Origin of the sequence: Sodalis praecaptivus (assembly GCF_000517425.1) — a bacterium.
Lineage (GTDB): Bacteria > Pseudomonadota > Gammaproteobacteria > Enterobacterales > Enterobacteriaceae > Sodalis_A > Sodalis_A praecaptivus.
Genome location: NZ_CP006569.1, coordinates 2,885,273 through 2,907,563 on the forward strand (window position 1 = coordinate 2,885,273; position 22,291 = coordinate 2,907,563).

At 59.0% G+C, this 22,291-nt stretch carries 19 protein-coding genes; 12 read left to right on the plus strand and 7 right to left on the minus strand.

All coding sequences use genetic code 11. The annotated features are described in order from the left end of the window. The first annotated feature begins 26 nt into the window (after window positions 1-26). The 6 genes from rne to solA all read left to right on the plus strand — a co-directional run bounded on the left by rne (window position 27) and on the right by solA (window position 7,719). On the plus strand, window positions 27-3,920 hold the full coding sequence (gene rne / locus SANT_RS12710) for a ribonuclease E (protein WP_025422675.1): 3,894 nt from the start codon (window positions 27-29) through the stop codon (window positions 3,918-3,920). A 165-nt stretch (window positions 3,921-4,085) separates the two neighbouring features. After that, window positions 4,086-5,153: a dihydroorotase gene (gene pyrC, locus SANT_RS12715; RefSeq protein ID WP_025422676.1), complete on the plus strand. Its 1,068-nt coding sequence runs from the start codon at window positions 4,086-4,088 to the stop codon at window positions 5,151-5,153. 129 nt (window positions 5,154-5,282) lie between these two features. Next, entirely contained in the window at window positions 5,283-5,531 is a 249-nt protein-coding gene (gene dinI / locus SANT_RS12720; RefSeq protein WP_025422677.1) for a DNA damage-inducible protein I, read from the plus strand. 186 nt (window positions 5,532-5,717) lie between these two features. After that, window positions 5,718-5,996, plus strand: coding sequence for a hypothetical protein (locus SANT_RS12725; protein ID WP_025422678.1), 279 nt, complete (start codon window positions 5,718-5,720; stop codon window positions 5,994-5,996). Window positions 5,997-6,189: 193 nt separating this feature from the next. Then, on the plus strand, window positions 6,190-6,438 hold the full coding sequence (gene bssS / locus SANT_RS12730) for a biofilm formation regulator BssS (RefSeq protein ID WP_025422679.1): 249 nt from the start codon (window positions 6,190-6,192) through the stop codon (window positions 6,436-6,438). 159 nt (window positions 6,439-6,597) lie between these two features. Further along, a complete protein-coding gene (gene solA, locus SANT_RS12735) occupies window positions 6,598-7,719 on the plus strand; it encodes an N-methyl-L-tryptophan oxidase (protein ID WP_025422680.1) in 1,122 nt (373 codons plus the stop codon). Between the two features lie 62 nt (window positions 7,720-7,781). Here solA and SANT_RS12740 read toward each other — a convergent pair whose 3' ends face one another. Then, entirely contained in the window at window positions 7,782-8,837 is a 1,056-nt protein-coding gene (locus SANT_RS12740; protein WP_025422681.1) for a rhodanese-related sulfurtransferase, read from the minus strand. Window positions 8,838-9,086: 249 nt separating this feature from the next. On the opposite strand from SANT_RS12740, the gene SANT_RS12745 reads away from it, so the two are divergent. From SANT_RS12745 to mdtG, 3 genes are all read left to right on the plus strand, one after another. Beyond that, complete coding sequence (locus tag SANT_RS12745) at window positions 9,087-10,184, plus strand: NADH:flavin oxidoreductase/NADH oxidase (RefSeq protein WP_025422682.1); 1,098 nt, start codon at window positions 9,087-9,089, stop codon at window positions 10,182-10,184. Window positions 10,185-10,348: 164 nt separating this feature from the next. After that, window positions 10,349-11,272 (plus strand): Kdo(2)-lipid IV(A) acyltransferase, encoded by a 924-nt coding sequence (locus tag SANT_RS12750; RefSeq protein ID WP_025422683.1) that lies wholly within the window; start codon window positions 10,349-10,351, stop codon window positions 11,270-11,272. A gap of 179 nt (window positions 11,273-11,451) precedes the next feature. Then, a complete protein-coding gene (gene mdtG, locus SANT_RS12755) occupies window positions 11,452-12,678 on the plus strand; it encodes a multidrug efflux MFS transporter MdtG (RefSeq protein WP_025422684.1) in 1,227 nt (408 codons plus the stop codon). A gap of 114 nt (window positions 12,679-12,792) precedes the next feature. Here the strand turns inward: mdtG and SANT_RS12760 are convergent, their stop codons facing one another. After that, a complete protein-coding gene (locus tag SANT_RS12760; protein ID WP_025422685.1) occupies window positions 12,793-13,209 on the minus strand; it encodes a hypothetical protein in 417 nt (138 codons plus the stop codon). Between the two features lie 314 nt (window positions 13,210-13,523). On the opposite strand from SANT_RS12760, the gene SANT_RS12765 reads away from it, so the two are divergent. Then, window positions 13,524-13,904 carry a MysB family protein gene (locus SANT_RS12765; protein WP_025422686.1) on the plus strand — a complete coding sequence of 127 codons (381 nt, stop codon included), beginning with the start codon at window positions 13,524-13,526 and terminating at the stop codon, window positions 13,902-13,904. A gap of 85 nt (window positions 13,905-13,989) precedes the next feature. Here SANT_RS12765 and SANT_RS12770 read toward each other — a convergent pair whose 3' ends face one another. The 4 genes from SANT_RS12770 to SANT_RS12785 form a co-directional block, all read right to left on the minus strand. Continuing rightward, the gene (locus SANT_RS12770) at window positions 13,990-14,220 is read right to left on the minus strand and encodes a YceK/YidQ family lipoprotein (protein WP_025422687.1); all 231 of its coding nucleotides are present in this window, start codon (window positions 14,218-14,220) and stop codon (window positions 13,990-13,992) included. Window positions 14,221-14,309: 89 nt separating this feature from the next. Beyond that, window positions 14,310-14,951, minus strand: coding sequence for a hypothetical protein (locus SANT_RS12775; RefSeq protein WP_025422688.1), 642 nt, complete (start codon window positions 14,949-14,951; stop codon window positions 14,310-14,312). Between the two features lie 687 nt (window positions 14,952-15,638). Beyond that, on the minus strand, window positions 15,639-18,179 hold the full coding sequence (gene mdoH, locus SANT_RS12780) for a glucans biosynthesis glucosyltransferase MdoH (protein ID WP_025422689.1): 2,541 nt from the start codon (window positions 18,177-18,179) through the stop codon (window positions 15,639-15,641). Then, window positions 18,172-19,770 carry a glucan biosynthesis protein G gene (locus SANT_RS12785; protein ID WP_081730466.1) on the minus strand — a complete coding sequence of 533 codons (1,599 nt, stop codon included), beginning with the start codon at window positions 19,768-19,770 and terminating at the stop codon, window positions 18,172-18,174. The genes mdoH and SANT_RS12785 overlap by 8 nt, the downstream gene beginning before the upstream one ends. 314 nt (window positions 19,771-20,084) lie before the next feature. On the opposite strand from SANT_RS12785, the gene SANT_RS12790 reads away from it, so the two are divergent. Next, window positions 20,085-20,276, plus strand: a complete 192-nt coding sequence (locus tag SANT_RS12790; RefSeq protein WP_025422691.1) for a hypothetical protein — start codon at window positions 20,085-20,087, stop codon at window positions 20,274-20,276. 83 nt (window positions 20,277-20,359) lie between these two features. On the opposite strand, the gene SANT_RS12795 is transcribed toward SANT_RS12790, so the two are convergent. Further along, a complete protein-coding gene (locus tag SANT_RS12795; RefSeq protein WP_025422692.1) occupies window positions 20,360-20,878 on the minus strand; it encodes an O-acetyl-ADP-ribose deacetylase in 519 nt (172 codons plus the stop codon). A 220-nt stretch (window positions 20,879-21,098) separates the two neighbouring features. On the opposite strand from SANT_RS12795, the gene SANT_RS12800 reads away from it, so the two are divergent. Continuing rightward, the gene (locus SANT_RS12800) at window positions 21,099-22,289 is read left to right on the plus strand and encodes a beta-glucosidase (protein ID WP_200867248.1); all 1,191 of its coding nucleotides are present in this window, start codon (window positions 21,099-21,101) and stop codon (window positions 22,287-22,289) included. Window positions 22,290-22,291: the final 2 nt, after the last annotated feature.

Genomic DNA, 22,291 nt, shown 5'->3' on the forward strand with positions numbered 1-22,291 from the left:
AATGCATAAAAAATGAGTAAGTTACGATGAAAAGAATGTTAATTAACGCAACTCAACAGGAGGAGTTGCGCGTTGCTCTGGTAGATGGCCAGCGGCTGTATGACCTGGATATTGAGAGCCCCGGGCATGAGCAAAAAAAAGCCAATATCTACAAGGGTAAAATCACCCGTATTGAACCCAGCCTGGAAGCGGCGTTTGTGGATTATGGCGCCGAGCGCCACGGTTTCCTTCCCCTTAAAGAAATTTCCCGCGAGTACTTTCCTCCTCAATATTCTTCCCATGGCAGACCCAATATCAAGGATGTGCTGCGTGAAGGTCAGGAAGTCATCGTGCAGGTGGACAAAGAGGAACGGGGTAATAAAGGCGCGGCGCTGACCACCTTTATCAGCCTGGCCGGCAGCTATCTGGTGCTGATGCCGAACAATCCGCGCGCGGGCGGGATTTCGCGCCGTATCGAAGGCGACGACCGCACCGAGCTGAAAGAAGCGCTGTCCTCCCTTGAACTCCCTGACGGTATGGGGCTTATCGTCCGCACCGCCGGCGTCGGCAAATCGGCCGATGCGCTGCAATGGGATCTTGCCTTTCGCCTCAAACACTGGCAAGCGATAAAGAAGGCCGCCGAAGGGCGCCCGGCGCCGTTTTTGATTCACCAGGAAAGTAATGTTATCGTCCGCGCTTTCCGCGATTATTTACGGCCCGATATCGGCGAAATTCTGATCGATAATCCCAAAGTGCTGGACCTGGCGAAGGAGCATATCGCGTCGCTTGGCCGCCCGGATTTCACCAGTAAGATTAAACTCTACAGCGGTGAAATCCCTCTGTTCAGCCACTACCAGATCGAATCACAGATTGAATCCGCATTTCAGCGTGAAGTGCGATTGCCCTCCGGCGGTTCCATTGTCATCGACACCACCGAGGCGCTTACCGCTATTGATATCAACTCCGCGCGTTCAACCCGCGGCGGCGATATTGAAGAAACCGCTTTCAATACCAACCTTGAAGCGGCCGATGAAATCGCCCGTCAGCTGCGTCTGCGCGACCTGGGCGGTCTGATCGTTATCGACTTCATCGATATGACGCCGGTGCGCCATCAGCGAGAAGTGGAAAATTGCCTGCGCGAGTCGGTGCGCCAGGATCGTGCCCGCATTCAGATAGGCCGCATCTCCCGCTTCGGTCTGCTGGAGCTCTCCCGTCAGCGCCTGAGTCCGTCGCTGGGTGAATCGAGCCATCACGTCTGCCCCCGCTGCGGCGGCACCGGCACTATCCGTGATAACGAATCCCTTTCCCTTTCCATACTGCGGCTTATCGAAGAAGAAGCGCTGAAAGAGAATACCCACGAAGTTCATGCCATCGTGCCGGTGCCTATCGCCTCCTATTTGTTAAACGAGAAGCGCGAAGCCGTCAACGCCATCGAGAAACGTCAAGGCGGCGTACGGGCGATTATCGTTCCGAACGATCAAATGCAGACCCCGCATTATGCGGTGTTGCGCGTGCGCAAAGGCGAAGAGGCCCCGACGCTGAGCTATCTGCTGCCTCAATTGCACGAAGCGGAAATGATCCAGCCGTCGGAGGAGCCCGCCGCAGAGCGCAAGCGCCCCGAGCAGCCGGCGCTGGCGGCCTTTGTTATGCCCGATCCGCCGCTGGCCAGCGAGAAACCCGCCGCCGCTGAAACCGTGGTGCAGGCAGCGCCTGCCGCCGCGGTAGAAACCGCGGGCGCTTCCCGCGGCCTGTTTGGCCGCCTGGTGGCCGGCTTCAAATCCCTCATCGGCACCCCGACGCAGCAGACGGAAACCAACGCCGCCGAAGCGGTTGTCGTTGAGACGCCGCCCGAAACGGAAACGCCGCGCCGTCAGGAGCGTCAGGATCGCCGCGGTCAACGCCGTCAACCGAGTGGCCGACGCGAGCGCAACAACGAGTCGACCCGCACCGGTCAGGAAAGCCGTCAGCCGCGCGAACGCCGCGAAGGTCGCGACGATACGCGCCGCAAACGTCCCCAGGCCGTCACCGAGACGGAGACCGCGGGCGAGATGATTGGCGAGACTCAGCAGGAAGAGCAGGTGCAACAATCGCGCCGTGAACCCCGCCAGGATCGCCAACGGCGCCGTCAGCAGGAGCCGAAAGCGCAAGTCGCCGAGCAGGAATTGAAAGCGCTGCCGGCCGAAATAGCGCCAGACGACACCGCCAGCGAGGAAGATAAACCGATTCAGGCCCAGCCGCGCCGCCAGCGTCGCGCGCTGAACCGCAAAATCCGCGTCGGCGATCGGGCCGCTCCCCCCGCCGCCGCGCCGACATCAGACTCGGCGGAAAGCGCTACGGCCGCTTTCAATGCGGCGGTGGAAAGCCAAGATGACGATATCGACGGTTTGCAAAGTGAAAATGATGTCGCGCTCGAGGCCGGCAATGCCGACGGCGGACGTAACGGCAACGAGGCGGGCTTGCCGCGCCGTTCACGCCGTTCACCCCGTCATCTGCGCGTCAGCGGTCAACGCCGTCGCCGCTACCGTGACGAACGTTATCCGCTCTCATCGCCGGTACCGCTTACCAGCGCGGTAGTGTCGCCGGAAATGGCCTCGGGTAAAGTCTGGGTGAGCTATCCCGTTACCCCCATTGAGCAACCGGAACATGACGCCGGCGCCGATGTGGCTGCAGGTACCGATGTTACCGCGGGTCAGGAACAGGCGGCGTTTGCCGTTACGCCGGCGGGCGAAGCCGCAGCCGCGACGGTCAGCGAGGCGCTAAACAGCCAACAGCTGCCGCCGTCAACGCTGGTACCGCTGATACCGTCGCCTGCGCAGGAAGCTGCCGCTGATGACGTGCCGCCGGTGATCGCCCCAGGCGAGCAGCCGGTGGCGCAGCGGGAGATCGAGCGGGCCGAACCGGCTGCCGGCAGCGCCGTGACGCCAACGGCTGATGATGGCGACGATGTCTCGCAAGCGCCAGCACAGCCTATTGTCGCACCGGCCACCCCCAACGCCGCAACCGCACCGCTGTCGCTTGAACAACGCGATGAAGAACGTCATGCCGATTCGGGTCCGGCGTCGCAGCCGGTCGCCGCCCACGAGGAGGAGCGCCCCGCCGATTTGGCAGCACCGTCGCAGCCGGTCGCCGCCCACGAAGAGGAGCGTTCCGCCAATTTGGTACCGCCGTCGCAGCCGGTCGCCGCCCACGAGGAGGAGCGCCCCGCCGATTTGGCAGCACCGTCGCAGTCGGTCGCCGTCCACGAGGAGGAGCGCCCCGCCGATTTGGCAGCACCGTCGCAGTCGGTCGCCGCCCACGAGGAGGAGCATTCCGCCGATTTGGCAGCACCGTCGCAGCCGGTCGCCGCCCACGAGGAGGAGCGCCCCGCCGATTTGGCGCCGCCGTCGCAGCCGGTCGCCGCCCACGAGGAGGAGCGTTCCGCTGATTTGGCAGCGCCGCCGCATCCGGTCGCGTCCCATGACGGCGAACGTCCGGTTAATTCGGCACAGGACGTTACGCTGCCCGAGACGCACGATGCGTCACGCCCTGACGATACGGCCAATGCGGACGCCGCCGCCGTCTCCGAGCCGTTCCCCGGCGCTGCATTGCCCCCGGTCGTTCCGGCCGCGGACGGTCAGAATGTCGGCACCGCGCAGCCAACGCCATCCGCTGCGGCTGAAGACGCCGCCCGTCATATGCCGCCGCCCGTCAGCCCGCCGCTGACGCAGGAAGGTCGTCCGTTGCCGGTATCGCCAGACACCCCCGCAATGCGCTTCAAGCATCATGCCAGCGCGCCGATGACCAAAGCACCAGCGCCGGCCTATACGCCTTCGCCGCTGCCGGTCAGCGACTGGCAACGGCCAGATTATCGGTTCGACGGTCGTGGCGCCGCCGGCGGCCACGCCGCGGATAAGCAGGCGACCGCCCCGGCAACCCGTCCTGACACGCCGGATCCGCTGTAACGCCTCGCAACCCAGACCCGCTTCGGCGGGTCTTTTTTTGTCCGTGCAGCGTCCCGCCATGGGCCAAGAAATTGATGCAATGACTGCGCTTTACGCTTATTCTTGTACCCCGCCGTGATGTTCAAAGCGCGATGATTTTACCCTGCTTAACCGGAGCTAGACCCCATGACCGCACAGCCCGCAGTACTGAAAATCCGCCGGCCCGACGACTGGCATGTTCATTTGCGCGACGATGATATGTTGCGCACGGTGCTGCCCTACACCAGCCGTTATTTTGGTCGGGCGATCATCATGCCCAATCTGACGCCGCCCATTACCACCCTCGCCCAGGCGATAGCCTACCGCGAACGTATTTTGGCTGCGCTGCCGGCAGGTCACCGCTTTACGCCGTTGATGACCTGTTACTTGACGGATTCGCTGGACAGGCAAACGCTGATTGATGGGCACCGTCAGGGGGTGTTTACCGCCGCCAAGCTCTATCCGGCCAATGCCACCACCAACTCCCAGCACGGGGTCACTAATATTGCCGCGATTTATCCTCTGTTCGAGGCGATGCAGACCATCGGTATGCCGCTGCTGATACACGGCGAAGTGACGGCGGCGGATATTGATATCTTCGATCGCGAGGCGCGCTTTATTGAACAGGTCATGGCGCCGATCCGCCGCCAGTTCCCGGCGCTAAAAATCGTTTTTGAACATATCACCACCAAAGAAGCCGCCGACTATGTGCTGGCCGGTGATGCTTATTTGGCCGCCACCATTACCCCGCAACACCTGATGTTTAACCGCAACCATATGCTCGTGGGGGGGGTACGCCCCCACCTTTACTGCCTGCCGATCCTTAAGCGTAACGTGCACCAGCAGGCATTGCGCGCCGCGGTAGCCAGCGGCTGCGACCGCCTATTTCTCGGTACCGATACCGCGCCGCACGCCAGAGCGCGTAAAGAGTCGGATTGCGGCTGTGCCGGGGTTTTCAACGCCCCCGCCGCTCTACCGGCCTACGCGACGGTGTTCGAGGAAATCGGTGCGCTGGCGCATTTGGAAGCGTTTTGTTCGCTTAACGGCCCGCGCTTCTACGGTTTGCCGCTTAATGAGGATTTTATTACGCTGCGCCGTGAGACCCATCGCCAACCTGCGACTATCCCTCTGGCGGACGGCGATGGCGAGACGCTGGTGCCCTTCCTCGCCGATCAGACGCTGAATTGGACGGTGGTTGACGAAAGCGGTCAATAACCGAACGGTCGGCGTGTTCCGCCGGTGAACGTCAAGCCATGGGCATCGCGGCAAAACGGCCATAACGGTTGCGCCCTCTTGCCGTATACTGTATAAATAAACAGGCACTGATACAGTGAGAACACACAAATGCGAATTGAAATCACCCTCGCCAAATCGACACCGCTTCCTGCCGGTGCTCTGGAGGCGTTGAGCAAAGAATTACATCTGCGCATTGATAAACGGTTTTCCGACTCTCAGCTTCAGGTACGGTATGCCAGCGCCAACGGTATTACCGTCCTGGGCGGCAGCAAAGAAGACAAGGCGCTCATCACCGACATCCTGCAAGAGACGTGGGAAAGCGCCGACGATTGGTTTGACCCGCACTCTCCACAATAAGAGTTTGTTGTACTGTCGCTTGCCGGGCTCGCTACCCGGCTTTTTTTTTCTTTTCCTTTTCGCCCAAATACGCCCGCTTTCGCTGTAAAAATTTCCAATGCGGCTTATGATAGGGAATAGGCCGCCCTTGGCCTTTTCATTGCCTGTATCTATCCAAGACGGCACCACCGCTTTCGGGAGAACATCATGACGCCGGAAAAGCCAGAAGAAGCGATGACCTTCGGTGAGTTACTGCAATTGATAAGTGAACAGCAACGTCGGCTGAGCGTGCTGGAAATCGCATTTTCCTATCTTTCCTTCAGCCTGGACGAAAAAGCGAATCAGCTGCTGATCCATAACCTGATGCTGGAAGCTCAGAACCAAAACCGCGATGCATTGATGCAGAAATACTTCGCACAATTAGCGGAAGAGCTGGCCCGGCGCGTCATGCCGGTGACGCCGCCTCTCGCGCCACGGCAGGATTAACCGTCGCGCCGCGCGGGCCGCAGCCGCTCATGGCGGCGCGCTCACTAACCCTTTGCGACGTTTCCTATTACAAAAAAAGTCTCTAATTGCGAAAAAATTTGAAAAAGGTGGGTATAATGAAGCTACCTGCGAACCAGGAGATGCCAGAACCTCATAGTCACTCAAATCACAACGAGTCAAAAAAGGGGTATATATGGACAGAAAAAACGAAATCATTCATACACACCCGCTGGTCGGCTGGGACATTAGTACGGTAGATGCCTATAATGCTATGATGATTCGCCTGCATTATGTCAATTCCCCTGATCAGGCCACCGCCGATGCGGAAGTTGACCGAACATTATGGCTTACGACCGATGTCGCCAAGCAGTTGATTTCCATTCTCGAAGCCGGTATCGCCAAAATAGAATCAACGGAACACCTGGATTACCGCAAACATTAGTTCTGTCACCCCTGATATCACCCGCAGCCCCACCGCGGGTGATTTTATTTTACCCAAGCTTTATTTCAGACAGATGACCCTATTCGTGCTTCCGGACTGTTATTACACTTATCTCACCCGGCGCGACAGCCGGCGGAACACAGTCAGGAGCATCAGGGTATGGTCTACGATTTAATCGTCATCGGCAGCGGTTCCGTGGGGGCGGCCGCGGGGTTTTATGCCACGCAAGCCGGGCTGAATGTGCTAATGATCGACGCGGCCTTTCCGCCGCACCAGGGCGGCAGCCACCATGGCGATACACGTCTTATCCGCCATGCCTACGGCGAAGGCGAGAAATATGTGCCGCTGGTGCAGCGGGCCCAAACGCTTTGGCAGACGCTCAGCGATGACGGCGAAACGCCGGTTTTTCACCGCAGCGGCGTGATAAACCTCGGGCCGCGTCAATCGGTATTTATTCAAAATGCCGTAAGCGGGGTGCAGCGCTTTCAACTACCGTGCGAATTGCTGACGGGCGCCGCGGTAAACGCGCGCTGGCCGGTCATGCGGGTACCGGACGATTATATTGGCGTTTATGAACCCCAGGCCGGTTATGTGAAATCGGAGCTGGCGATTGCCCGTTATATTTCGCTGGCGGAAAAGGCCGGCTGCGCGCAGCTCTTCAATTGCGGCGTCACGGATATCACGCTCACCGGCGGCGTCGCGGAAGTGGCAACGCGCGAAGGCAGCCGTTATCAGGCAAGGAAGCTGTTGGTCGCCGCCGGTACCTGGGTCAAGCAATTGCTACCGTCGCTGCCGGTAACGCCGGTACGCAAGGTGTTTTCCTGGCACCAGGCGGATGGGCGATTCAGCGAAGATAATCATTTCCCGGCCTTCACCGTCGCCGCCACCGACGGCAGCCATTACTATGGGTTCCCGGCGCTGGAGAACGCCCTTAAGGTGGGCAAGCACGATGGCGGCCAGCGCATTACCGCGCCCGAGCAGCGCAAGCCGTTTGGCGCCTTGCCCGAGGACGGCACGGAGGTATTTGGTTTTCTACGCACGTTTTTGCCAGGGGTGGGCGTATGTCTTAGCGGTCAGGCATGCACTTATGACCTTTCTCCCGACGAGGATTTCATCATCGACACGCTGCCCGAGCACGACAATGTGCTGGTAATATCCGGCCTAAGCGGCCACGGCTTTAAATTTGCCAGCGTGCTGGGTGAAATTGCGGCCGCGTTCGCCGAAGGGCGCAGGAGCGGTTTCGATTTATCGCCGTTTTTGCTGCGCCGCTTTGCCGCCTAGCCACCCCACGGGCGTCGCCGCCGTTTACCGCTGCTTCGCCCGTCGCACGCAAACGCCCCGCGCTATTTCTGCGTCGGATCGTCCCCCGTCAGCGTTAATTGCAGGCGTTCACGGGATTTATTGAATATCTTCATGCCGTTTTCCCGCCCGGCGCGGCGCGCACGCTGCTCGGACAGCGGCAGCGACAGCTCCTCCTGACAGGTCACGCTACAGCAGCCGTCATAGTTTTCGGCACAAGCCGGGCACTGGATAAACAGCAAATGGCAACCCTGATTGCGGCAATTGGTATGGCTGTCGCAGGGGGCGCCGCATTGGTGGCAATGGGCAATAATGTCCGGCGTGATACGTTCGCCCAAACGTTCGTCAAACACAAAATTCTTACCGGTAAATTTCAGCGGCAGCCCTTTTTCCCGCGCGCGGCGGGCGTATTCAATAATTCCGCCTTCGACGTGATACACATTTTTGAAGCCGTTATGCAGCATCCAGGCGCTGGCTTTTTCGCAGCGGATACCGCCGGTGCAGTACATGACAATTTTTTTATCCTTGTCGTGCCGCAGCATGTCCACCGCCATCGGCAGCTGTTCGCGGAAGGTATCGGACGGAATTTCAATGGCGTTATCGAAATGCCCCACCTCATACTCATAGTGGTTGCGCATATCCACAAACAGCGCATCGGGATCATCCGCCAGGGCGTTAACCTCTTCCGCTTGCAAATAACGCCCGACGTTCGCCGGGTTAAAGGCGGGATCCTCAATACCGTCCGCTACGATGCGCGGCCGCACTTTCATACGCAGCACCCAGAAAGATTTGCCGTCGTCGTCCAAGGCGACGTTCAAGCGCAGGCCATCCAGCTGCGGATGCGCGGCGGACAGCACTGCGCGCAGGGCGTTGAAACGGCTTTGCGGCACACTGATTTGTGCGTTGATCCCTTCCGCTGCGATATACACGCGGCCGAATACCTGTAGCGCCGTGAGCGCCCGGTAAAGATCATCACGAAAGCCTTGCGGGTCGCTCAGGGTAAAATAGCGATAAAAAGAGACGGTGGTGCGCGGCTCGCTTTCGGCCAGCATGCGCGCCCGTAATTCCTGATTGGAGACCCGGTTATGTAACACTGGCATGGTGTACGTTCCTGTCGCTAGTAAAAAGATTGGCGGCGGCCGCGCCGGCCGCCGGGGCCGCATTTTACCTTATTCGCGCCAAAGCGCCAGCCACGGCGTAAAATCCCCGCAGCGTGTCTGACCGGCCCTTGCGCATGCGCGCAAGGGCTGCGACTTGACGATATCCCCGTCGGCCACCACTATTAGCGACGACCCGTGTCGGTTCAGGGAATCATCCCGTCCGGCCATTTATCTTTGAGAGGCCCTCCAATGAGTCAACTGTTTAGCCCTATCGCTCTGGGCAACCTGGAGCTGGAAAACCGTATTGTCATTGCGCCAATGTGCCAATATTCCGCCGATGAGGGGGCAGCGACCTCGTGGCATACCGTGCATCTCGGGCATTTGGCGCTGTCGGGCGCCGCGCTGTTAATCCTTGAGGCCACCGCGGTCAATCCGGTCGGACGCATCTCCCCGCAGGATCTGGGATTATGGGACGATCGGACAGAGCAAGCCCTGGCCGTGGTGGTCGATACGGTAAAAAAACATTCGTCGATTGCGCTGGGCATCCAGCTGGCCCATGCCGGGCGTAAAGCGTCTACTCAACCGCCCTGGTCCGGCGGAGGCGCGATTGCTGCCGAAAAGGGCGGCTGGGAAACGGTCGCGCCGTCGGCGCTCGCCTATGACGACGCCTCTCCGGCGCCGCGCGCGCTGAGTCTCGATGAGATAGCGGCGCTCATCGACGATTTCGTCACCGCGGCCAGACGCGCGCAGCGTATCGGTTTTAATCTCATTGAATTGCATGCCGCCCACGGCTATCTGCTGCATCAGTTTTTATCGCCATTGACGAATCAGCGCGAAGATCGCTACGGCGGCAGTCTGGAAAACCGCATGCGCCTAACGCTTGAGGTGTTTCAGGCCTTGCGTCAGGCGCTACCGTTAACCATGGCGGTAGGGGTGCGCATTTCCGCCACCGACTGGGTTGACGGCGGCTGGGATGAGGCGCAGTCCGTGGCGCTCGGTCAGGCGCTGAAAGCAGCCGGCTGCGATTATATTCACGTTTCCAGCGGCGGCCTGTCGCCACAACAGCGCATCAGCGTTGGTCCCGGCTATCAGGTGCCGTTCGCCAAGAAAATCCGCCAGGAAACCGGTCTTACGACCTTTGCGGTCGGCATGATTACCGAACCGGAGCAGGCGGAGGCGATTATCGCCAATGGCGACGCAGATGCTATCGCGTTGGCCCGCGCTGCGTTATACGATCCGCGCTGGCCCTGGCATGCGGCCGCCAAACTCGGCGCGCAGGTACAGGGGCCGAAGCAATATTGGCGCTGTGAGCCTCATGAAGTGAAGGGGCTATTTCGCCGGACGTAGCGTTATTCACCGCTTATTGAACAAAAAGCGCGCGCCAATAGGCCGATAATGCCCCTGGCGCGACGCTTTATTCCACCGCGGCAAAAAAAATGCCAGAATATTGCAAGGTATTAACGGCACGAATGAAATACGGGCTGTCCCGTAACGTTCACACTTGAGACGCTATGACCACACTTCCTGTTTTTAATCGTTCATTGCTGCATCCGCGTTTTTGGCTTACCTGGCTGGGTATTGGCGCGCTTTATCTGCTGGTGCTGCTACCTTATCCGCTGCTTTATACTTTGGGGACCCGCCTGGGGCGGCTCGCGATGCGCTTTATGCGCCACAGAGAGGCCATTGCGCGCCGGAATTTGCAATTGTGTTTTCCCGCGATGCCGGAACCGGAGCGGGAAGCGCTGCTGCGGCAGAATTTTGAGTCGGTCGGCATGGGGCTTATCGAAACCGGCATCGCCTGGTTTTGGCCTGATTGGCGCATTAAACGTTGGGTCACCGTCAGCGGCCTGGAACATATCGCCAACGCGCGTACCGAAAACAAAGGGGTGCTGCTTATCGGCATGCATTTTCTCACCCTTGAGCTGGGCGCGCGAATTTTCGGTATGTATAACCCCGGCATCGGCGTTTATCGCCCCAACGATAACCCGCTGCTTGACTGGCTGCAAACCTGGGGACGGTTGCGGTCCAATAAATCCATGCTGGACCGCTCCGATATCAAAGGCATGATCCGCGCGCTGAAAAACGGCGATATTATCTGGTACGCGCCGGACCACGATTATGGGCCGAAAAGCAGCGTATTCGCGCCGCTGTTCGCCGTTCCCGAGGCCGCGACGACAGCCGGCACTTATCTGTTGGCCAAAATGGCCAAGCCGGCGGTGATCCCCTTTATGCCGCGCCGCCTGCCGCAGGGGCGCGGTTACGAGCTGCTGGTTTTGCCTGATGAACGCGACATGCCGCTCGATAGCGATATTGCCACCGCCAGCTATATGAATAAGGTGGTAGAGCAGGCGATCTTGCGGGCGCCGGATCAATACATGTGGCTGCACCGCCGTTTCAAAACCCGCCCGCCCGGCGAGCCTTCGCTTTACCGCTGATGCCTTGCGCGTCGGCGTCCGCCGGCGCGGTGATTGCGAAAGGCCGCGCAAAAACGAGCGGTGAAATTGCCCCAGCTCCCCTTTCGGCGCATACTGTGCCTCTGACTTAATCTCCCCCGGCGGGAGCGTTTCCAGCCCTGTTGTGTTGTCGACCGCCGTAAATACGTAAACAGGACGTCATGACGCCGGAACCGATCCTTATCAATTGGAAACGCAATCTTTTTGTGACCTGGATAGGCTGCTTTCTCACCGGTGCCGCCTTCAGTCTGGTCATGCCGTTCCTGCCGCTCTATGTTGAGCTGTTAGGGGTTTCCTCGCCCGAAAAATTAAATCTTTGGTCCGGCGCGGTATTCAGTATCACGTTTCTTTTCTCCGCCATCGCATCGCCGATATGGGGCGGTCTTGCCGATCGCAAAGGCCGCAAAGTCATGTTGCTGCGCTCGGCGCTGGGCATGGCCATTGTCATGATGCTAATGGGCCTGGCGCAAAACGTCTGGCAGTTTTTAATCTTGCGCGCGCTGCTCGGGCTGCTTGGCGGCTTCGTGCCTAACGCCAACGCGCTTATCGCCACCCAGGTGCCGCGTAACAAGAGCGGCTGGGCGCTGGGCACGCTGTCCACCGGCGCGGTAAGCGGCGCGCTGATTGGCCCGCTGATCGGGGGGCTGCTGGCGGATCTTTACGGTTTACGGCTGGTCTTCTTCATTACCGCGCTGGTGCTGTTCATCTGCTTTATTACCACCGTGCTGTTCGTGCAGGAGCGTTTCACCCCCGTGCAAAAAAAGGACATGCTCTCCGGGCGTCAGGTGCTGGCCTCGCTGAAAAATCCGCGTTTGGTGCTGAGTTTGTTTGTCACCACGCTCATCATCCAGGTCGCTACCGGCTCTATCGCGCCGATACTGACGCTGTATGTCCGTGAACTGGCGGGTCATTCGCAGAACCTGGCGTTCATCAGCGGCATGATTGCCGCCGTGCCCGGCATGGCGGCGCTACTGAGCGCGCCGCGCTTGGGTAAGCTCGGCGATCGGGTCGGGCCCGAGCGCATTTTGATTAGCATGATGGCGTTGTCGGTGCTGCTGCTGATCCCCATGTCATTCGTGCAATCGCCCTGGCAGTTGGGCATACTGCGCTTTTTGTTGGGTGCCACCGACGGCGCGCTGCTGCCGGCGGTGCAAACCCTGTTGATTTATAACTCCTCCAGCCAGGTCGCGGGCCGCATTTTCAGCTATAACCAATCATTTCGCGATGTGGGTAACGTCAGCGGGCCGCTCCTCGGTGCCTTTATTTCGGCCAGCTATGGTTTCCGAGCGGTGTTTTTTGTGACGGCGCTGGTGGTAATGGTCAACGTGGTATATTCCTGGTGGAGCCTGCAGCGCAGCGCGGCACGCATCAGGCTACCTAATGATTGAAGCAAAAAAAGGGCGGCGTGCTAACGCCGCCGCCAAAATCGACCGTCGTAGGGGGGTGACGGCCGTCTGCTGCCGGGACGCCCACCGCTGGGGCGCCCTGAAAATCAGGTTGTTTTAGGGCTGAGGCGCGCTTTGTCCGGGCCTGGGCGCGGGTTTTCCACCCCGCTCTTCTCCTGCACCCGGTTTATGATCCGGTATCGCCACCACGGCCACCCGCACTTGGTAATGTACGCCGTTCGCCGCGGGCGGCAGTATGCTGTTCAGTTTCTGCAAACTTTCCGTCGGATTATCGCTGGCCATTGAGGCGCAAAACAGTTCATCGCCGTGGCAAAAGCCTTCACCATGCCCGCCCGGACCGCCGTGGGCCCCCGGGAATGGAGGCAGCGGCATCCCCAGCGGGGGCTGTCCGTATTGCGCCCCCGGAGGCGGTGGCGTATTGCCGGCGCCGGCGGGGGCCGCCGCCAGCGCGCCGAGGCTCGCCGCACCGGCGGTAGTTATCAGGGCAAAGGCCAGTAACGTGTTGCGTTTCATCCTGTTTTTCTCCTCTACATCGGGTTTACTTCTTCACTTTAGCGATTCCCGGCCGCCCCGTGCAGACCTTTGCGAAACCTTTACCCCTTGCCGTAATCTTCTTTGCAAAATCCCGTCGCCGGAAACATCCACGGCGTAATCAGCCGGTTATCCGCCGACTCACCCACGGTCACGCCGTCCGGGGCCGGTTTTTGTTCTGCTATCTACTGTTTAGCGGGCGGTACTTGCAACTTTGGCCAGAGCGACAACAATTACTTCTACGCCCGTAATCGGCGTGACGACCTCTGCCCCCTCATCAGCACAGGAGAGTAACTATGAGCATGTATGCAACTCTGGAAGAAGCGATCGATATCGCCCGCGAGGAGTTTCTGGAAGCGTCAGCCGACAGCAGCAAAGAGGACGAAACCCCGTCAGTGCAACAATTCAGCCTACAGAAATATGTCCTGCAGGACGGCGAGATCATGTGGGAAGCCGAATTTCAAGCGGAAGAAAATGACGCCACCGAGACGATGTCGTTTCGCACCGGCGAAGCCGCACAGGCGATTTTCGATGGTGATTACGATGAAACCGAACTGCGCCTGGAGTGGCAGGAGGAAAATACGCTGCACGAGTGGGACGAGGGCGAATATCAATATGAACCGCCGCTCGATACCGAAGAGGGTAAAACCGCTTCCGATGAATGGGACGCGATGTGATGTTCCACCCCTCTCGCATCACCCCGCCCCGCTAACGCCGCCGTAGCCATTGTGCCGCGACGGCGGGAACGGCCGAGCCGGCGGTTTAATCATAGGGGCCATGGCGCCAATCCACCGGCAGAAGCAGTGTATCAACCACCATAGACAGGGGTAAGTCAATAATGGTGAGGTATTTCCAGGCCGTGTCGCGCAGATCCCACTGCACGCCCGGATAAAATTGATTGCCGTGCCCTTGGCCGGGCACCGTACGGCTGATAATACTGCCGCAGCCGGTAAGCAGCAGCAGCGCGGCAAACACCAGACAAAATCGTCCCATAGTGGCTTTTATTACCTGATTGCAAACAGCGGTCCAGCGTCCGCGCCTTGGGTAAACGATCGTGCCGACATCATGCCGGCACGTTCAGGTTATCGGTCTGTCGCGACCGGCTGCGCCACTTGCGCGTCATTGCCGCGCTGGGTGTGGAAATACGACAGGGTCGCCAGCAGGCAAAGCGTGTAGCCAAACAGCTCCGTCCCCTCTTCCACGGCGTTTTTGACGGTACGGATGAAATCGTCCGCCAGCAGCGTGTGCCATAGCGTGCCCATACCCATCAAACGGGCGAACAGCAGCACCGTCAACAGACCGGCGCTCAGCATACCGTAGCTGGGGTGTTTAAAAAAGCCCACCAGTCCGGCCAAGGTACGTTGCGGCGCGCGGCCGGCATAGATAAGCGCCATCAGCGTCACCGCCAACGCGAACCACAGCCAACTGCCGTGGTGGATGATATCAAACGCGAAATCCATCTCGCGAATCAACATACACAGAAAAAAACCGCCAATCAGCGCGCTGCTGTGGCGCAAGGCGGGATTGCGCAATAACAGGCCGTGGATCACGACAATAGCCAGTAAAATCAGCTCCTGCGCGATTTCCGTCAGCGAAGATTCATGCTCCCCATTATGAAATCCATTAATATCGATAAACAATAATGAAGTTAGCAGCGCGATGACGGCGGCACAAACCAGAAATACACCCATTTTTTTTACGACAAACAGCCAATCACTCTGCATGGTATCCTCATACCCTGAATTTTGATCAGGATTTTAACGGCCAACTCCCGCCGTCAAGTTACAATAAATGCTGCCGATCCAAGATCTGGCTCCTTATTAGGAACCAAATGGTCTATTTGTGGTCCGCCGTCGCATCAAACCACCTACGCCTACGTCACAGCGCGGTGGAAATAACGTTTTTCCCTTCCGCATAAGGTAGGGCGCTCACCGCGCCGGCGCTTTTACGGGGAGCTCAATGATGTCTCTTTACGCCGCTTTGATAGGGTGTTCGCCCCGTCGCCTACACTATGGCGCAAAGGTCACCATGCCCTTCTTTGCGCCGCTTGGATAAGATGCCCGACGCGTTGCCTGTGCCCTCTGCGCCGGAAAATTGGCGGCGCAGAGGGCCCTCAATGTTTCGCTAGGGGTTGCCACCCCGTTACATCAGCAAAAAACGTTAATTAGCTCTCTAATTATAGCCTATCCGTGCCGCATCCCCGTCTGGCCTATAGAGGGGAGAAACCGCGAGGTAAGCTATCATGGCCTTTCCTGACCCTGACGACGGGAAATGGACAGTTCCGTTTTCCTTTCTGACGGAATTAGCGCGCTAATGGCGGACACGGCAAGCCGCTTCGGTACAAAAAAAAACCGGCCGCGATTAAACGGCCGGGTCCGATTAGGCAGGGTCAGTGGCGGTTATGTGAGCCTCTAACGCCGCCTGGCGATGACGGGCGCGCGCCAGGCGGCCATGTGCTCCGGTTGCGACCACAACCGCAAGTGCAGCCGGGACAAGGTGACCGGATCGCTTAAAACGGCCAGACGCTGCTGGGGCGAAAGTTTCGTCGGTCCCAGGGTCAAGGCCGCGACGAGATGCTCTTGCCGGTTACGCTCGACCAGATCCGAGACGCCATGACGCGCGGTCGCCATGCCCACGGCCAGGGCGTTATACGCCGGGTCGACTACCGCACGGCGAAAGCCGTCCGCCAACATACGGGCGCGGTTACGTTGCAGATAATTCTCGGTTGCCACCAGTTCCTTCGGCGGCGAATACTCCTCGGGAATAAGAAACAGACTTGCGCGCTGACATCTCAGACCAAGACCTGCCCGGCTGGAATAGACCGACACCCACGGCGACAGGATAAGCGACACCACGATTGGCGAGAGCCACCACAAAAAGCGCAGGTCCAGCCAGGCCATGCCGCCGGCCCATACCAGACCGAGCAGCATTTGCGAGCCGTGGCGCTTAAAGGATTCACTCCAGGGCGTCGCGTCGTCGTCACGCTGCGGCGAATTCCACTGCACCGACCAGCCCAGGAAGGCGCTCACCACAAACAGCGTGTGAAACAACATCCTGACCGGCGCCAACAGCACGGAAAACAGCATTTCCAACAGCATCGAAACGGTTACCCGCAGCACACCGCCGAATTCCCGCGCGCCCTTGGCGATGATAAGAATGACGCTTAACAGTTTGGGCAGGAACAGCAGCACCAGCGTCGTGGAGAATAACGCAATCGCCAGCTCCGGCCGCCATTGAGGCCACACCGGGAAGAGTTGGCGCGGCTGTAGGAAGTACTGCGGCTCCATTAGCGTGTGCACCACCTGAAGGGCGGTCGATAGCGCCAGAAACATAAACCACAGCGGCGCCGATAAATAGGACATGACGCCGGTCAGAAACACCGCGCGGTGGACCGGATGCATACCCTTGACCAAAAACAGCCTGAAGTTCATCAGGTTACCGTGGCACCAGCGACGATCGCGTTTGAGCTCATCCAACAAATTGGGCGGTAGCTCTTCATAGCTACCGGGCAAATCGTAGGCTATCCAAACTCCCCACCCTGCCCGGCGCATCAAGGCCGCCTCCACGAAGTCATGGGACAATATGGAGCCGGCGAATGACCCTTCACCGGGCAGCGGCGCCAGCGCGCAGTGCTTGATAAACGGCTCGACGCGGATAATGGCGTTATGGCCCCAGTAGTGGGACTCCCCCAACTGCCAAAAATGCAGGCCGGCGGTGAATAACGGCCCATAGACCCGGGTCGCGAACTGCTGGCAGCGCGCGTACAGCGTATCCATGCCCGACGCCTTTGGCGCACTTTGGATAATGCCGGCGCGCGGATTGGCTTCCATCAGCCGCACCAAATTGGTCAGGCAATGGCCGCTCATGACGCTGTCGGCGTCCAAAATCACCATATAAGCGTACTGATTGCCCCAGCGCCGGCAAAAGTCGTCGATATTACCGCTTTTGCGCTTTACCCGCCGGCGGCGGCGGCGATAAAAAATGCGCCCCGTGCCGCCGGTTTCTTCGCACAGCTCCATCCAGGCTTTTTGCTCGGCGACGCAGATATCAGGATGGTAACTGTCGCTGAGAATATAGACGTCGAAGTGATCTATCTGGCCGGTGGCGACCACGGATTCATAGGTCGCGCGCAGACCGGCGTACACCCGCTCCACGTCTTCATTACAGATAGGCATAATCAAGGCGGTGCGATGCGCCGGATTCAGCGGTTCATCGCCGGTGGTACTGGCGGAGATGCTGTATTTATCATGGCCAATCAGCAGTTGCCAAAAGCCCATCAGCGCGGTCCAGAAGCCGGCCGACACCCAGCAGAACAGGATGGCAAACAAGATGAGGATCCCGCTTTGCAGCACATACGGCAGCAACTGCAGCACCGATTGCAGCAGGTCCTGATGGATCATATCCATCGGATCGATAAGCGCCCAGCCCTGGTACGGTAAAATGGTTTTCATGTACCAGGTAGCAATGGCGGTCTGGAACAGCGTCAACGCCAGCAAAATATAGCGACGGATGGTGCCGACAATCCGCCAGTTACCGTCTTCGCGGGCGGCCATCTCCTGCTTATGGCGCGGCGCGCGCGACCTGCCGCGCAGCACCCCCCAAAAGCGGACCAGCGGGTTGGTGAACCAGGGTTCAGGAAACATGGTGGTGCGCTTGATGGTCGGCATCGCCTTAATGGCCGTACGCCCGCGGCTATCATTGACCAACAGCTCAGGATGGCGCGCGGTTTGCGGCCAGGCCATATGCAAACGGCTTTTAACCGACCGCAGCGCCACATCTTCGTCGGCAAGATTTTCGCCATCCGGCGCCGGGCCATCGCTTAGGGCCTGATGCACGGCATCAGGCGCGTCATCGCCCTGCCCGCGCAGTCTATCGCGCAGGCCAGCCTTTTGCTCGGCGGCAAGCGGCAACGCCTCGACATAGTCGAGGCTGGTGGAGGTAGAATTATTCATTGGCAGGCAGCAGATAGCTCCAGGTTTCGGTCAATGTCTTATCGCCGTTAACCAGTGCGGCACGCATCTCGGTAGGTTGCTTGGTGTCTTTCACCTTAAGACGCAGGGTCAGACGCCAGCCGTGGGTAACCGGATTGAAACGGACGCTGTTTTCGACCACTTCGGCATTGTCGCCCACGCTAATCTGGGAAGCGACCGGTGCAGCCGGGTCCAGCTCTTTCAGCGGCTGGCCGACGAAGTCCACTTGAAAGGCGGTCGTGCCGTCCGGCTGACGCGTCAGGTTGGTCTGTTTCACATCCCCCGCAGAGCGTAGGGTTTGTTTCACATAGGCGAAATCCGGCGAATGGATTTTATCTTCATCGCGGGAGAAGTGCAGCCGATAGGCGAGCTCCAGCGGCTGACCGACATCCGGCAATTTCTCCGGCGTCCAAAACGCGACGATATTGTCGTTGGTCTCATCGTTGGTGGGGATTTCCACCAGCTCGACATGCCCTTTACCCCAATCGCCGCGGGGTTCAACCCAGCCGCTCGGGCGCAAGTCGTAGCGATCGTCCAGATCTTGATACTGGAAGAAGTCGCGCCCGCGCTGTAGCAGCCCGAAACCGCGCGGATTTTCCACCTGGAAAGTGCTCACCGACAGGTGACGGGGGTTATTCAGCGGACGCCAGATCCACTCGCCGTTGCCGGCGTGAATCGATAGGCCGTTGGAGTCGTGCAGCGCGGGACGGAAGTTCATCGTGGTGGCGGGCTGATTCGGCCCGAACAGGAACATGCTGGTGAGCGGCGCCAGGCCCAGTTTCCCGACTTTATCGCGCAAATAAACGCGAGACTGCACATCTACACTGGTGTCGCGCCCCGGGTAGATGACGAAGCGGTAAGCGCCGGTGGCGCGGGGGGAGTCGAGCAGCGCATACAGCACCAGGTGCTTATCATTGGCCTTGGGACGCTCAATCCAGAATTCACGAAAACGTGGAAACTCTTCCCCGGACGCCAGCGCAGTATCGATCGCCAGACCGCGCGCGGAAAGGCCATAAACTTGCCCTTTACCGATAACGCGAAAATAACTGGCGCCCAACATGCTGACAATTTCATCGTTTTTATCGAGCTGATTTATCGGATAGAGGATTTTGAACCCGGCGAAACCGAGATCCTTCACCGCATCGGGATCGTGATTGACCGATCCGAAGTTGAACATATCCGATGAATATTTGACCTCATTAACGGCGGTCGCCGTCACTTCATTGATTTTCACCGCCTGGTCGAAATACATCCCCTGATGGTAGAACTCGATTTTGAATGGGGTCGGTAAATCGTGCCACAGCGCCTTATCATGATTGAATTGAATTTGCTGATAGTCAGCAAACTTCATTTCGCGAAATTGCGAAGGCACATTGCTTTTTGGCGCTTCATACCCTTTGGCCGCCAGCGCCTGGGCTTGCTTAGCCACATCGTCAATAGAAAATGCCCATGAGGGCAAAGCGTATAGCGTCAACAGCACCGTGGCTCCCAGCCAACGGAGACTCGCTTTGGATGATTTGACGAAGAATTTATTATTTGGCACATCCCCCCCTCTGCGTGTGCTCTTAATCATTTACAGCAATCTTTGATTACTGAAATCACTTGTCCGACAGCATGATACAGTAATGGTTCCTCTTATTCGCCTTCCCGGCACCCTGTATTTCAATAGGCTGAAAAACCCACTCTTCGAGTGATAAAAGATAGTCTATAAAAGGGTAAGCCAACAGTTGGCGCCCGGTTTGATTTTACCTTAGCCATCGGGCGGGGGTTAATGCTTTTTTCTCTTTCAGCGGATTATGGGCAAAAAAGCAGATTTTTTAACCCCGACAAATCAGCATATTGCCCTGACCGCGGATGCTAGGGTGCCGATCGGGCCGGATAGCGCCCATGAATCACCGGCGCCCGGAAAGATCTTATTACATTTCCCTGCCGGCGATGCCCCATACCGCGTTGGCGCCGGGCGTCACCGTACTCGGCGCTGAAGGAGCGTCGATTGCTGCCCGGACACTGGCGCGGTTTATCATCCATTATCCCCGCGCCATGGGGTCGCCTGCCGGCGATGGACCTCAATACCGTTGACTTGCCCCCGGCGATTTACGCCAGCGCCGTTTGTCTTGCCGCCGCTAATGTCCATCAGCGGCGTTTGACTTGCCCCCGGCATTCTACGCCAGCGCCGTTTGATATAAATGCGCATTTTCCGCATCGAAACAGACAAAAATGACTTGCTGCGGCCAGTCATGGCGCGCCAGGAACGCGCGCACGGCGTCGATGGCGATACGGGCCGCGGCCGGTTTGGGAAAACCGTATACGCCGGTGCTGATATTGGGGAAAGCCAAACGGGCCAGACGGTACTCCGCCGCGAGCCGCAGGCTATTGTCATAGGCGCTGCGCAACAGCGCCGCTTCATGCTGCCCGCCGCCGCGCCAGACGGGGCCGACGGTGTGGATGATGTGACGCACGCCGAGGCGGCCGCCGCCGGTTATCACCGCCTCCCCCACCGCGCATCCGCCGCGCGCGCGGCGAATCGCCGCACATTCCTGCACAAGTGCCGGGCCGGCGGCACGATGAATGGCGCCATCGACACCGCCCCCACCCATCAGCCGCTGATTGGCCGCATTGACAATGCCCTCGACCGCCAGATGGGTAATATCGCCGGTGATGATCTGAATACGCGCGTCCATTATTTCTCCTCTCATCCTCCCGCGTGGAGAACCATTATCCCCTTTGCCGGTCATAAAGTGAACGGCGCGGTTGACCCGCCGCGCTGGCCCAACGCCCTTGTCTAAGCGATCGCAATTCAGGCGTTTTTCGCTCGCGTACCTCTAGGCTGGGTCTACGCTTAAAGGATACGCTTCATTCGGCCCGCACGGCGCAAAACCGTCACGGTTAGGGGGACGCATTATGCAAGATCAAATTATCCATAACCTGCCCGCGATTCACGGCCCTTCACTCTTTCAAAGCTTTTTCCAGGCCGGCTTCGACTGTTCCACCGAATGGCGCGGCGACGGACGCCGGCTCGATATTATTCATTCCAGCGGCCATGAAATGCTGGCGGCGAAAGATTACGCCCAATTGGCCGACTGCCGGCTCACCACCGTGCGCGATGGATTGCGCTGGCACCTTATCGAAACCACGCCCGGCCAGTATGATTGGTCGAGCTTTTTGCCGATGCTACATAGCGCGCAGGCCAACGGACTCCAGGTGATTTGGGATTTGTGCCACTTCGGCTGGCCTGATCATCTGGATATTTGGCAGCCGGCGTTCGTGGACGGTTTTGCCCGCTTCGCCGGCGCCGCCGCGGCGCTGGTGCGCGCTGAAGGGATAGTGCAACCCATTTATACCCCTATCAATGCGGTTTCATTTTGGAGCTGGGCGGGTGGCGATATGGCGTCCATCGCGCCGATGGCCTCCGGGCAAGGCAAGGCGTTAAAACAGCAGCTGGTTCGCGCCAGCCTGGCCGCCATGGCGGCGATCCGCGCGGTAGATCCCACAGCGCGCTTCCTTCAGCCGGAACCGGTGGTGCATATCAATGCGCCGGCGGGCAAACCGGAGCTGGAACAGGCGGCGGAAGCTTTGCGCCTGCGTCAGTTCGAGGTGTGGGATATGCTCTGCGGCCGGGAAATGCAGGCGCTGGGCGGCGGTGAAGAGTGGCTGGATATCATCGGCGTTGGGTATCGACCTGGCAATCAATGGTTTTATCACGGAGAGACGATTGCGCTGGATGACGGCCATTACCGCCCCTTTGCGACCCTATTGCAGGAGGTGTGGCAACGCTATCAACGCCCGCTCCTCATCGCCGAAACGGGTGCGGATGAGGAGATGCGCGTCCCCTGGGCGCGCTATATCTTTGAACAGGCGGTGCAGGCAATGCAGGCTCACGTGGCGGTGGAAGGCATTTGCCATTATCCCATCGCCGACTACCGCAGCTGGAGCGAGGAAAAGCACCGGCCTTTCGGTCTGTTGGGTATGCAAGATGTCAACGGCTGCCGTTCAATTTATGAACCGTTGGCGCTGGAGTTGCGCGGTCAGCAGATACGCCTGGCGGGCCTGCTAAAGGACGCCGAACCGGGTCATCAGGCGGTTTCCGCCTGACC

Coding starts and splice junctions, on each gene's coding strand:
- SANT_RS12785 (WP_081730466.1), bottom strand. CDS start 19,770: ATGATTAAGAGCACACGCAGAGGGGGGGATGTGCCAAATAATAAATTC.
- SANT_RS12740 (WP_025422681.1), bottom strand. CDS start 8,837: ATGCCAGTGTTACATAACCGGGTCTCCAATCAGGAATTACGGGCGCGC.
- SANT_RS12790 (WP_025422691.1), top strand. CDS start 20,085: ATGAATCACCGGCGCCCGGAAAGATCTTATTACATTTCCCTGCCGGCG.
- SANT_RS12750 (WP_025422683.1), top strand. CDS start 10,349: ATGACCACACTTCCTGTTTTTAATCGTTCATTGCTGCATCCGCGTTTT.
- SANT_RS12775 (WP_025422688.1), bottom strand. CDS start 14,951: ATGCAGAGTGATTGGCTGTTTGTCGTAAAAAAAATGGGTGTATTTCTG.
- mdoH (WP_025422689.1), bottom strand. CDS start 18,179: ATGAATAATTCTACCTCCACCAGCCTCGACTATGTCGAGGCGTTGCCG.
- mdtG (WP_025422684.1), top strand. CDS start 11,452: ATGACGCCGGAACCGATCCTTATCAATTGGAAACGCAATCTTTTTGTG.
- SANT_RS12760 (WP_025422685.1), bottom strand. CDS start 13,209: ATGAAACGCAACACGTTACTGGCCTTTGCCCTGATAACTACCGCCGGT.
- bssS (WP_025422679.1), top strand. CDS start 6,190: ATGGACAGAAAAAACGAAATCATTCATACACACCCGCTGGTCGGCTGG.
- pyrC (WP_025422676.1), top strand. CDS start 4,086: ATGACCGCACAGCCCGCAGTACTGAAAATCCGCCGGCCCGACGACTGG.
- dinI (WP_025422677.1), top strand. CDS start 5,283: ATGCGAATTGAAATCACCCTCGCCAAATCGACACCGCTTCCTGCCGGT.
- rne (WP_025422675.1), top strand. CDS start 27: ATGAAAAGAATGTTAATTAACGCAACTCAACAGGAGGAGTTGCGCGTT.
- SANT_RS12800 (WP_200867248.1), top strand. CDS start 21,099: ATGCAAGATCAAATTATCCATAACCTGCCCGCGATTCACGGCCCTTCA.
- SANT_RS12745 (WP_025422682.1), top strand. CDS start 9,087: ATGAGTCAACTGTTTAGCCCTATCGCTCTGGGCAACCTGGAGCTGGAA.
- SANT_RS12795 (WP_025422692.1), bottom strand. CDS start 20,878: ATGGACGCGCGTATTCAGATCATCACCGGCGATATTACCCATCTGGCG.
- SANT_RS12765 (WP_025422686.1), top strand. CDS start 13,524: ATGAGCATGTATGCAACTCTGGAAGAAGCGATCGATATCGCCCGCGAG.
- SANT_RS12770 (WP_025422687.1), bottom strand. CDS start 14,220: ATGGGACGATTTTGTCTGGTGTTTGCCGCGCTGCTGCTGCTTACCGGC.
- solA (WP_025422680.1), top strand. CDS start 6,598: ATGGTCTACGATTTAATCGTCATCGGCAGCGGTTCCGTGGGGGCGGCC.
- SANT_RS12725 (WP_025422678.1), top strand. CDS start 5,718: ATGACGCCGGAAAAGCCAGAAGAAGCGATGACCTTCGGTGAGTTACTG.